Origin of the sequence: Teichococcus coralli (genome assembly GCF_009829925.1) — a bacterium.
Lineage (GTDB): Bacteria > Pseudomonadota > Alphaproteobacteria > Acetobacterales > Acetobacteraceae > Pseudoroseomonas > Pseudoroseomonas coralli.
Genome location: NZ_SNVJ01000002.1, coordinates 356,060 through 366,826, shown reverse-complemented (window position 1 = coordinate 366,826; position 10,767 = coordinate 356,060). Strand labels below are relative to the sequence as shown.

Sequence of the window (10,767 nt, the reverse complement as noted above, 5' to 3'; positions counted from 1 at the left end):
TTATCCGAGCGTGACCGACCCGAACTGGTCGCCGTAGTTGGAATAGGGAAGCTGCGTGAAGCCGCTCACGTTGGCGGCCAGCAGGTTATGGACGTTGGAGCAGAACAGCGGGACCACCGGCATGTCCTCGATCCAGAGGTTCTCGCTCTCGCGGTACAGCGCGCCGCGCCTGGCCGGGTCCAGCTCGCGCCGGGCCTTCACCAGCAGCTCGTCGAGCTTCGGGTTGCTGTAGCCGGCGAAGTTGCGCCAGCCCTCGCTGTGCAGCAGGTCGTAGGAATACTCGTCCGGGTCGATCATGCCGAGCCAGCCCCAGGTGCCGGCCTGGTAGTCACCGCTGCGGATGCGGGAGAACACCGTGTTCGCCTCGTTGACCTCGACGGTGAGCTGGGTGCCGAGCACCTGGTTCACCTGCGCCGCCACCACCTCGCCAATGCGCTTCCACCAGCCGGAGCCCCAGGTCAGGATGGTGCCCTTGGTGCCCGGCCCGTACTTGGATTTCGCCAGCTCCTCCTTGGCACGCTGCGCGTTGAAGCTGGAGAGCGGCTTCGGCGCGGGGTCGTAGGAGGCGGTGAGGGAGGGGGGAATGAGACCCGGCGTCGCCACGCCCTCGCCAAACAGGACGATGCGCACCAGCACGTCACGGTTAATGGCGAGCGAGACGGCGCGGCGGAAATGCACGTCGTCGAAGGGTGGCTTGCGGTTGTTCAACGTCAGGAAGCGGGTGTTCAGTCCCGGCTGCTTCAGGACCTTCACCTCGGGCCGCTTCTCCAGGTTCGGGATGTCGGCGAAAGGTGCGGTGCTGGTCAGGTCCACCTGCTTGCCAAGCAGGGCGGTGACGCCGCTGGTTTCCTCGGCGATCAGCGGGATCTCCACCTCCGGGATGCGGCCCTCGCGGCCATCGAAGGAGCCCGCGAACGCGGTGAGCTTCAACGCCTGGTTCGGTTGCCAGTCGCGCAGCATATAGGCGCCGGTTCCAACCGGCTTGCGGCCGAAGCCTTCCGGATTGGCGCTGAAGGCGGCGCGCGACAGGATCTGCGTGCCGGTGCGGGCGTTGCTCAGAAAGGTCAGCAATGGCGCGAAGGGTGCCTTTGTGCGCAGCCGCACCGTCAGCGGGTCCGGCAGCTCGATGCTGTCGATCGCGGAGACCTTGCTGCGGTTGGGCGACTGGGTGCTCTCGTCCATCAGGCGTTCGAGCGTGAACTTCACGTCGTCGGCGGTCAGGGTGCTGCCATCGTGGAACCTGACGCCCTGGCGCAGGCGGAACTCCAGCGCACCGTCTTCGCCGACCTTGAAGCTTTCGGCGAGGTCCGGCACCGGGCGCATCTGCGCGTCCAGCTTCAGCAGCCCGTTGTAAAGCGCCCAGATGACGTAGAACTCGGGGATCAGGGCGGCCTTGGCCGGATCAAGCGTGTTGATGACGCCGTAGCCGGTGATTGCGGCCCGCAGGGTGGCGGGGGCGGCCAGCGCCGCGCCGTGTGGCCAGCCAAGGCTCGCGGCGGCGCCGAAGCCTGCGCCGGCCGCCAGGATGCCGCGCCGGGAAAATCCGGCGCCACGCGATGACCCGATCATGTGAAGCCCCTGCCAGATTGTTCGTGTTTCGGATTTCAGTATACATCGTGAAATGCAATCTGGTGCAAGCATCGAAGTTCGGGCAAATTCTGCCCCAGGGTTGGGGATGCCTGCGCTTTGATGCCTCGCTGCCTGCAATTTCAGCATACCGAACGGCTTGCCGGCCATGGCTGACGACATCTTCTCCCGGCCTGAGGCGATACCCGCCCGCGGGCCTGATCTTTATGCGGGAATGAAGGCCGAGATCACCTCGCTCCGCTTCCCGCCGGGGACCCAGTTGCAGGAGGTGGCCCTGGGCCAACGCTTCGGGGTCAGCCGCACGCCGGTCCGCGAGGCATTGCAGCGGCTGCTGCGCGACGGGCTGGTGGAGCGCTTCGGCCGCTTCTACCGTGTTATCCGATTGACGGAGACCGAGGTGCGCGAGCTGTGCGAGCTCCGCGAGGCTCTGGAATGCATGGCTGTGGAACTTGCGGTCGTCCGCCAGCCAGGCTGCACCGGTAGGCTATCGGCGCTGATCGCCGCGCAGGAAGCGGCGCTCGGGCGCGAGGATTTCGACGCCTTCAACGACCTCGACGGCGAGTTCCATCTGCGCATCGGCCAGGCTGCCGGCAACACGGCGCTGCTGCGGCAGGTCGAGACCCTGCGCGACAAGGCCTGCCTGGTGCGCGGCATGGAGCAGCGCCGCCCGCACTGGACCGGGCGCGTCATCGCCGAGCACCGGCGCATCGTCAACGCCATGGAACGCCGCGACGCCGCCATCGCCGCCGCCGAGATGCGCTACCACATCCGCAGCGTCATCGCGCTGCGGCCGCCCGCCTGACGAAAGGGACACGCCCCGCATGACCTCGCCCCATCCCGCGGCACCGGAGGCCGCCGATGTCGCCATCGTGGGCGGCGGCATCGTCGGCTGCGCCACGGCGCTGGAACTGGCGCGCCAGGGCTTGCGCGTCGCGCTGTTCGAGCGGGGGGAGCCCGGGCGGGAGCAGTCCTCCCGCGCCTGGGGCTTCGTGCGCCAACAGGGCCGCCACCCGGCCGAGCTCCCGCTGGCGGCGGAGGCCAATGCGCTCTGGCAGGAGCTGACGGCGCAATACGGTGCCGCCGCCACCGGCTTCGAGACGGGCGGCATCCTGACTCCCGCCGAAACGGCCGAAGACGAGGCGCGGATCGTCGCCGCGCACCACGATGCCAGCGGCTTCGGCCTTCGCACGCGCATTCTCTCCGCCGCGGCATTGCGTGAGAAGCTGCCGCAGCTCGCCGGCTCCTGGCGCGGTGCCTTGCTGACCGACGGCGACGGCTATGCCGAGCCTGCCCTGGCCACCGGAACCATCGCCGCCGCCGCGCGCGAGGCGGGCGTGCGCTTCCACAGCCACGCACCTGTGCTGGATGTCAGCCTGCGAGCCGGCGCCGTGGAAGGCGTCGTGACGGCCGCGGGGCTGCACCCGGCCGGTGTGGTGGTGCTGGCCAACGGCGTTGGTGCCGCTTCCCTGGCGCGGCGCCTCGGCTTGGGCATGCCGGTGCAGGTGGTGCGCTCCACCGTGGCGCGCACCGTGGCGGCGGCGCCTTTCACGCGGCTGGCCATGTGGGGGCCGAAGGTGGCCTACCGGCCGCGGCCGGATGGCAGCTTCGTCATCGGCAACGGCTATCGCGGGGTCGGCGGCGATTACGACATCACTCCCAACTCCGTCCGCCACATCATGCACTTCCTTCCGGCCTACCGGCGCAACTGGCGCCTGCTGCGGCTGAGCCTGGGGCGGGAGTTCACGGCGCAGCTGCGCGCCACCGGCAGCGCCGCCGCGCCGGAACCGCCGCCGAACCGCCGCAAGGTGGCGCACAACCTCGCGGCCTTTCGCGCGCTTTTTCCCCATCTCGGCGCTCTGCCGCTGGACACCGCGTGGGCGGGGCGCATCGACCTGACGCCCGACGTCATCCCGATCATGGACCGGCCCTGGCCGGAGCGCGACCTCTACATCGCGGCCGGGTTTTCCGGCCACGGCTTCGCCCTGGCTCCGTCGGTGGGCAGGCAGATGGCCGGCTGGATCACGCGGGGACGTCCTGCCCTCGACCTTTCGCCCTTCCGCCTTTCGCGGTTCACGGATGGCGGCGCCACCTACGCAAGGCATTCTCTCTAAGCGCGGGGAAGCGAGGTCCCAGGCCTCCCCTCCTCCTGCCAGTTTTCCAACCGCCCGCCCGCGAGGCGTCGAAGGGCCGGTCGCACCAAGGCGGATCTGGCGCCTGGTGACCCTGGCGGCGCCGCCGTCAGGCATCGCCGACCAGCCGCATCCCCGAGGTCCTGGCGGAGAAAGGTCAGATGGACCCGGAGGGCGCGGTTGTGGCGCGGCGCGAGGCGGCGACGCTGAAGGCGCGGCTCCGTGCCGCCGCCGCGATGGGGGAGGGCGCGCGCTTCAACTGGCTGGCGGCGCCGGGTGCCGGCCCTTCGCCTTCGACATTCTCGCCACCTCCGCATGGGCCGAGGCGCGTGGCCTACCGCTGGAGGCGGTGGGGACGGCGGTGGCCAGCGCTCATCGTCGTGCTGGAGATCGCCCACCTCTTCGGCATACGATATCGGCCCATCACCTCGCGGGCCTGGCGGGGAGTGCTCGGCACCCGCGCGGTGCTGATCGGGGCAGGCACCCTTGTCGTGCTGCAGCTCGCCTTCACCGGCCCGCGGGCGCTGCAGACACGGTTTTCCATGCGGCCGCTCAACCCGCCGGCCGATGGCCTGCCCTTCCTGGCGAGCGGCGCCCTGCTGCCGGTGCTGCTGGAAGCCGAGACGCACCGCCGGCGGCGGCTCGCCCCGCGCCGGCGGTGAAACGCAACCGGAGCCGAGGGAGAGACCCGCGTGGATGTCGCCGTCTTCAGCACCAAGCCCTATGACCGCCGCTTTCTCGACGCCGCCAATGCCGCCGGTGGCGGGAAGCACCGCCTGACCTATCTGGAGGCGCGGCTCGCGCCTGACACGGCGGTGCTGGCGCGCGGCGCCCGTGCGGTCTGCGCCTTTGTCAACGACCGGGCGGACGCGGCGGCGCTGGAGGCCTTCGCGGGCATGGGCGTGCGGCTGCTGGCGCTGCGCTCGGCGGGCTTCAACCACGTGGACCTCGCCGCGGCGCGGCGCCTCGGCGTCACGGTGGCGCGCGTGCCGGCCTATTCGCCCGAGGCGGTGGCGGAGCACACGGCGGCGATGATCCTCGCGCTCAACCGCAGCATCCACCGCGCCTACAACCGCGTGCGCGAAGGCAATTTCGCGCTCGACGGGCTGCTCGGCTTCGGCCTGAAGGGCCGCACCGTCGGCATCGTCGGCACCGGGCGCATCGGCGTGGCGGTGGCGCAGACCATGCTCGGCTTCGGCTGCCGCGTGATCGCCCAGGATCCTTATCCCGACGCCGCGGTGGAGGCCCTGGGCGTCACCTACACCGGCATTCCCGAACTGCTCGCCGCCTCCGACATCATCACGCTGCACTGCCCGCTGACGCCGGAGACGCACCACCTGATCGATGCCGACGCGGTGCGGCGCATGCGGCGCGGCGTCATGCTGATCAACACCAGCCGCGGCGCCATCGTGGATACGCGCGCGGTCATCGCCGGGCTCAAGCTCGGCCAGATCGGCTATCTCGGCCTCGACGTCTACGAGGAGGAGGCCGACCTGTTCTTCCAGGACCTTTCCGGCAAGGTGATCCAGGACGACATTTTCGCCCGCCTTCTCACCTTTCCCAACGTGCTCGTCACCGCGCACCAGGCCTTCTTCACCGCCGAGGCGCTGACCGCCATCGCGGAGACCACCCTGGCCAACATCACCGCCTTCGAGGAAGCCGGACGCGCGCTGCACGAGGTCTCCACCGAGAAGCTGGCATGAACATGCGCGGCCGGGCCCTCCTCGTGGCCCTGGCGCTGCTGTTGCCCGGACCGCTGCCACGCTCCATCGCCGCCGAGCCCGCGCGCACCGCGCTGCTGCTGTCGGTGGAAGGCGGCATCGGCCCCGGCGTCGCGGGCTACGTCGAAGCCGGGCTGGCGCGGGCGGCCGGGGAGGGGACGGCGCTGGTGGTGCTGCGCCTGGACACGCCGGGCGGGCTGGATGCCGCCATGCGCCGGATCGTGCAGGCGATGCTGGCCTCGCCCGTGCCGGTTGCCGCCTGGGTGGCGCCGCGTGGCGCGCGGGCGGCCAGCGCCGGGCTGCTCATCCTTTCGGCGGCGCAGGTCGCCGCCATGGCGCCGGGCACCGCGACGGGCGCGGCCACCCCGGTCCTGCTGGGCGGCGGACAGGAAGGCGACCGAGACCCGATGCGGGCCAAGCGCGTCAACGACGCCGCCGCCTATGCCCGCGGCCTCGCCGAGTACCACGGCCGCAACCCGGACTGGCTGGAGAAGGCGGTGCGCGAGGCGGCCAGCGTCCCGGCCGAGGAAGCCGTGCGGCTCGGCGTCGCCGACTTCGTTGCCGCCGACCTTCCGGCCCTGCTCGCCACGATGGAGGGGCGGCGCGTGCGGATGCCGTCGGGGCCGCTGGTGCTGGAAACCTCCGGCCTCGCCGTGGAGCGCCTCGATCCCGGCTGGCGCGACCGGCTGCTGACGGCGATTTCCGACCCCAACATCGCCTATCTGCTGCTGATGATCGGCCTTGGCGGGCTGATCCTGGAAGTGGCCGCGCCCGGCTTCGGCCTGGGCGGGGTCGTCGGCGGCATCGCCCTGCTCCTGGGCCTCTTCGCACTCAACCTGCTGCCCGTGGACCTCACCGGCCTGGCGCTGATGGCCCTGGGGGCAGCCATGCTGGTGGCCGAGGCCTTCATTCCCGCCTTCGGCCTGCTCGGCTTCGGCGGCCTGGCCGCGCTGGTGCTTGGCGCCGTCATCGCCTTTGATTTCGGCACGCCGGGCTTCGCACTCTCGCCCGTGGTGGTGGTTTCTTCCGCCGCCCTGCTTGCGCTGCTGCTGGCCGCCACGATGTGGTCGGTGTTGCGCGCCCGCCGGCGGGCGGTGCGAACGGGTGCGCAGGGAATGATCGGCGCGGCCGGCCGCGTGCTGGAGTGGTCCGGCCGGAGCGGCACCGTGCTGGTCCATGGCGAGCGCTGGTCGGCCAGCGCCCCGGCGGCGCTGGCGCCGGGTCAGCCGGTGCGGGTGATGGCACGCCAGGGCCTGCGGCTCACGGTGGCGGCGGACGCCGCCGAACAGGAAGGAAAGACCCCATGATCGGCGACGCGGCGAATTTTGCGCCCTATCTCATGCTGTTCCTGCTCGTGCTGGCGCTGCTCTGGGCGGGCATCCGCGTGCTGCGGGAGTACGAGCGCGGCGTGATCTTCACGCTCGGCCGCTTCTCCGGCGTGCGGGGGCCGGGGCTGATTCTGCTGATCCCCGTCGTGCAGCAGATGCAGCGCGTGGATCTCCGCACCGTGGTGATGGACGTTCCCAGCCAGGACGTCATCTCGCGCGACAACGTCTCGGTGAAGGTCAATGCGGTGGTCTATTTCCGCGTGGTGGACGCCGACCGCTCGATCATCGAGGTGGACGACTACATGGCGGCGACAAGCCAGCTCGCCCAGACCACGCTGCGCTCGGTCCTTGGCAAGCACGACCTCGATGAGATGCTGGCCGAGCGCGACAAGCTGAACCGCGACATCCAGGAGATTCTCGACACCCAGACCGATGCCTGGGGCATCAAGGTCGGCAACGTCGAGATCAAGCACGTGGACATCGACGAGAGCATGGTGCGCGCCATTGCCCGCCAGGCCGAAGCCGAGCGCAACCGGCGCGGGCGCATCATCGATGCCGAGGGCGAGCTGCAGGCGGCGGAGAAGCTGGTGCAGGCGGCGCGCACCCTCGCCGCCGTGCCGGAGGCGATGCAGTTGCGCTATCTCTCGACGCTGCAGGGCATCGCGGGCGAGCGGAACTCGACGGTGGTGTTTCCGGTCCCTCTGGAACTGCTGCGAGGCCTGGGCAGCCTGGTCTCGGCTGCCCAGCCGGGCGCCGCCGGGGCTGGCAGGCGCGCCGCGCAACCGGACGCATGATGCGTCCAGAGAGGTGATGGCCGGCGGGCGGGTGGCTTTGATGCAGATCAAACCCCCGCCATCGCTCCCGTGCTGCATTCCGCCCGAAATGGTCAAAGCGGAAGGAAACGCGCGATGGCGCCTGCCCGGACAGATCCTCATCGCAACAGCCTTCCGTTGGAGCGCGATGCCGCCACCCGGCTCCAGCATGAGCTGCGGCAGGGGCTTGTTCAGCGGCTCGGATGCCGTACGGGTCCGCAGGAGAACCGGTGTGGCCCCGTTTCCCGGCAGGGGCGGGAGGAGGCCCATCGGCTCGGCCGATGAGCCTGACCCGGTCATTCCGGCAGGGATGTCCATCGGCGGCTGCGCTGGCAGGGGCAGGGCTGCGGCCGCTTTTCGTCACGCCAGGCCGCTTTCGAGATGCCGGCCCTCGAAGACGGGCGCATCTGCCTGCATCGAATCGCTCGGCATCCGGGATGTTCCGCAGGCCGGCGCGGAGAATGCCTCGCGCGGGGGAGATGGCGCTCCGCCCGGGCGGCGATGGCCGTCCTGAACCCGGCGACCCGCCCAGGGGAGAAGAGGCAGGCCTCAATCCATCCAGAGGCCGCGGCTGCGGTGCCAGTGCTCGACCGATTCCTCGGGGTACTCGCCGAAGCGGGCATCCTTCGGGCCGAACTGCGGCTCCACCCAGGGAGCCTTGGAGTTCAGCATCAGGTGCACCGAGCTGGGCGGCTCCGGCAGGGCGGAATCGATCGCCGAGGCGAAGGGATGCACCAGGTCCGGCCACTGCGCGTCATACATCCAGAGCGCGCTGGCGCATTCCGGGCAGAAGTGCCGCTCGCCGCCGCTGGTCTCGCAGTGGCCGCCCTCGTCGCAGATGCGGGCATGGTAGACGGCGGTCTTGCCCTTCACCTTCAGGGTGCCGGCATCGCCCATGATGTTGATGGCGTAGCCGCCTCCGCCCGCCGTCTTGCGGCAGATGCTGCAGTAGCAGCGCTGATAGGGATAGGGAGAGTAGCTCGCCACCGTGAAGCGGACGGCGCCACAGTGGCAGGAGCCTTCCAGGAGCATGGGCATGGGCGGATTTCCTCCTTCCTCGGGCGCGGGCTGGCGGTGCAACGCCGGCGACATGGCCGGGTTCCGCTCGCCAGGGCCCTCAAGATCACGCTGGCCTCTTGCCCAAGGATCGGGGCATCCGTATTCCTTTGGACGGAACGATATGCCGCAGCAGGGGACCCCCGATGGCCGAGGCGACTCATGAGATCGATTTCGTGGAAGTGAAGGCCGATGACATCCTGGCCGAGCGCGCGCGGGGCTGGGACCAGTTCACCACGGCCGCCAAGTGGGGCATCGGCGCCATCATCGTGCTGCTGCTGGCGATCTATCTCTTCTGGGGCTGAACCGCCCCGCACCGCCGCGAGCCCGCGGGCCGGCATGAAAAAAGGCGGCCCCGTCCGGGGCCGCCTGTTGCGTGCTTGAGGCGGCATGAGCCTCCCCGCACGCGCTCCTCAGCCGACGATCTCGGTGCCGGAGAAAAAGAAGGCGATCTCGGTCGCCGCGTTCTCGGCGCTGTCCGAGCCGTGCACGCTGTTGGCCTCGATGCTCTCGGCGAACTCCTTGCGGATGGTGCCCTCGGCCGCGTTGGCCGGGTTGGTGGCGCCCATGATCTCGCGGTTCTTGGCCACCGCGTTCTCGCCCTCGAGCACCTGCACAACCACCGGGCCGGAGGTCATGAAGCTGACCAGGTCCTTGTAGAACGGGCGCTCCTTGTGCACCGCGTAGAAGGCGCCGGCCTGCGCCTCGGAGAGCTGCAGGCGCTTCTGGGCGACGATGCGCAGGCCCTGCTCCTCGAACTTGGCGTTGATCTTGCCGGTCAGGTTTCGGCGGGTGGCATCCGGCTTCAGGATGGAGAGGGTGCGCTCAATGGCCATGGGGGCTTTCCTTCGCGATGCGGGCAGACGCGCGCCGGATAGGCGGGGATGCGCCGCAGCGCAAGGGGGAACGCGGCCCGCAACCCCGCTCCGGCCCACGCTTTAACCGGCCACCTCCGCCCCCGCCGGGCGGGGAGCTGGAGGGGAGCGCCGGATGTCGCGCAGAACGGTTTCGGTGGTGGTCCTGGCGGTGTTGCTGGTGCTGCTGTTCTGGCAATTGCCCGAGGTGCCGCTGCTGGTTTTCGCGGCGGCGCTGATCGGGGTCTTTCTTTATTCCGGGAGCAGCCTGCTCCGGCGCGTGGCGCCGGTGCCGCATGCCGTGGGCGTGCTGGTGTTCATCCTGCTGCTGCTGCTCGCCGCCGCCGCCTTCGCCTTTCTGGCCGCGGAACCGCTGGCCGAGCAGTTCAACGAGCTTTGGCAGCAGGTACCCCAGGCCCTGGGAAGCCTGACCGAGCGCCTGTCCCGGTATTCCTGGGGCCAGGAGATCCTTCGGCGGTTCCAGCCGCAGAACCTCTCCCTGCCCGCAGGCACCGGCACCTCCACGGCCTTTACCGCCATCAACACGACCTTCGGCATCCTCGGCAATGCGGTGCTGGTGTTGTTCCTGGGCGTCTATTTCGCCGTGGACCCCGGGCTATACCGGCGCGGCATCGAGCTGATGGTGGCGCCCTCCCTGCGGCCAAAGGCGCATAACGTCGCCGTCGAGGCCGCGCACACGCTGCGCGGCTGGCTTGGCGCGCAGCTTATCTCGATGACGGCGGTCGGGTTGCTGACGGCGCTTGGCCTCTGGATCATTGGCATCCCGCTGGCACTGGTGCTGGGCGTCATCGCCGGGCTGCTGGCCTTCATTCCCACCATCGGGCCGGTGATGTCGGCTGTGCCGGGGCTGCTGGTCGGGCTGTCGGAAGGCCTGTCGGGCGTGCTGCTCGTGGCGGGCGTCTACCTCGTGGTGCAGACCGTGGAGAGCTACCTGCTCACGCCCTATGTCCAGCGGCGGAGCGTCGACCTGCCGCAGGCGGTCACCATCATTGCGCTGGTCGGCTTCGGGCTGCTCTACGGCTTTCTCGGCATGATGCTCGCCACCCCCCTGGCAGCGGTGCTGCTGATGCTCGTCAACCGCCTCTATGTGGACGACTATCTCGAACGCGAGACCGCCGAGGAATGGCGGCTGCCCGTCAGCAAGTCCTGAGCGGCGGGAGCGGGCGGCGGCGGCCGGCTTGCTGGGAGCATGGCGGCGGACCTGGTGCGCCCCTGGCTGGGGTCTTCCACCGCAACATTCCCGCAAGGCGCATGGCCCC

The 10,767-nt window shown here is 70.1% G+C and carries 11 protein-coding genes; 8 read left to right on the top strand and 3 right to left on the bottom strand.

Annotated features, from left to right (window positions below; all coding sequences use genetic code 11):
* The gene (locus tag E0493_RS03790) at positions 1 to 1,569 is read right to left on the bottom strand and encodes an ABC transporter substrate-binding protein (RefSeq protein WP_160935572.1); all 1,569 of its coding nucleotides are present in this window, start codon (positions 1,567 to 1,569) and stop codon (positions 1 to 3) included.
* 166 nt (positions 1,570 to 1,735) lie between these two features.
* Here E0493_RS03790 and E0493_RS03785 point away from each other — a divergent pair, with 166 nt between their 5' ends.
* The 6 genes from E0493_RS03785 to E0493_RS03760 all read left to right on the top strand — a co-directional run bounded on the left by E0493_RS03785 (position 1,736) and on the right by E0493_RS03760 (position 7,559).
* Entirely contained in the window at positions 1,736 to 2,389 is a 654-nt protein-coding gene (locus E0493_RS03785) for a GntR family transcriptional regulator (protein ID WP_160935571.1), read from the top strand.
* A 19-nt stretch (positions 2,390 to 2,408) separates the two neighbouring features.
* Entirely contained in the window at positions 2,409 to 3,698 is a 1,290-nt protein-coding gene (locus E0493_RS03780) for an NAD(P)/FAD-dependent oxidoreductase (protein WP_160935570.1), read from the top strand.
* A gap of 179 nt (positions 3,699 to 3,877) precedes the next feature.
* Positions 3,878 to 4,378, top strand: a complete 501-nt coding sequence (locus E0493_RS03775; RefSeq protein ID WP_160935569.1) for a hypothetical protein — start codon at positions 3,878 to 3,880, stop codon at positions 4,376 to 4,378.
* A 30-nt stretch (positions 4,379 to 4,408) separates the two neighbouring features.
* Positions 4,409 to 5,419 carry a 2-hydroxyacid dehydrogenase gene (locus tag E0493_RS03770; protein WP_160935568.1) on the top strand — a complete coding sequence of 337 codons (1,011 nt, stop codon included), beginning with the start codon at positions 4,409 to 4,411 and terminating at the stop codon, positions 5,417 to 5,419.
* A 2-nt stretch (positions 5,420 to 5,421) separates the two neighbouring features.
* A complete protein-coding gene (locus E0493_RS03765) occupies positions 5,422 to 6,744 on the top strand; it encodes an NfeD family protein (RefSeq protein WP_160935567.1) in 1,323 nt (440 codons plus the stop codon).
* Positions 6,741 to 7,559 carry a slipin family protein gene (locus tag E0493_RS03760; protein ID WP_160935566.1) on the top strand — a complete coding sequence of 273 codons (819 nt, stop codon included), beginning with the start codon at positions 6,741 to 6,743 and terminating at the stop codon, positions 7,557 to 7,559. Before E0493_RS03765 ends, E0493_RS03760 begins: the two co-directional genes overlap by 4 nt.
* A gap of 567 nt (positions 7,560 to 8,126) precedes the next feature.
* On the opposite strand, the gene E0493_RS03755 is transcribed toward E0493_RS03760, so the two are convergent.
* Complete coding sequence (locus E0493_RS03755; protein WP_160935565.1) at positions 8,127 to 8,615, bottom strand: GFA family protein; 489 nt, start codon at positions 8,613 to 8,615, stop codon at positions 8,127 to 8,129.
* Between the two features lie 164 nt (positions 8,616 to 8,779).
* On the opposite strand from E0493_RS03755, the gene E0493_RS03750 reads away from it, so the two are divergent.
* Positions 8,780 to 8,938, top strand: a complete 159-nt coding sequence (locus E0493_RS03750; RefSeq protein WP_160935564.1) for a preprotein translocase subunit SecE — start codon at positions 8,780 to 8,782, stop codon at positions 8,936 to 8,938.
* Between the two features lie 108 nt (positions 8,939 to 9,046).
* Here E0493_RS03750 and ndk read toward each other — a convergent pair whose 3' ends face one another.
* A complete protein-coding gene (ndk, locus tag E0493_RS03745) occupies positions 9,047 to 9,469 on the bottom strand; it encodes a nucleoside-diphosphate kinase (protein ID WP_160935563.1) in 423 nt (140 codons plus the stop codon).
* A gap of 154 nt (positions 9,470 to 9,623) precedes the next feature.
* On the opposite strand from ndk, the gene E0493_RS03740 reads away from it, so the two are divergent.
* The gene (locus tag E0493_RS03740; protein ID WP_160935562.1) at positions 9,624 to 10,658 is read left to right on the top strand and encodes an AI-2E family transporter; all 1,035 of its coding nucleotides are present in this window, start codon (positions 9,624 to 9,626) and stop codon (positions 10,656 to 10,658) included.
* Positions 10,659 to 10,767 lie beyond the last annotated feature (109 nt).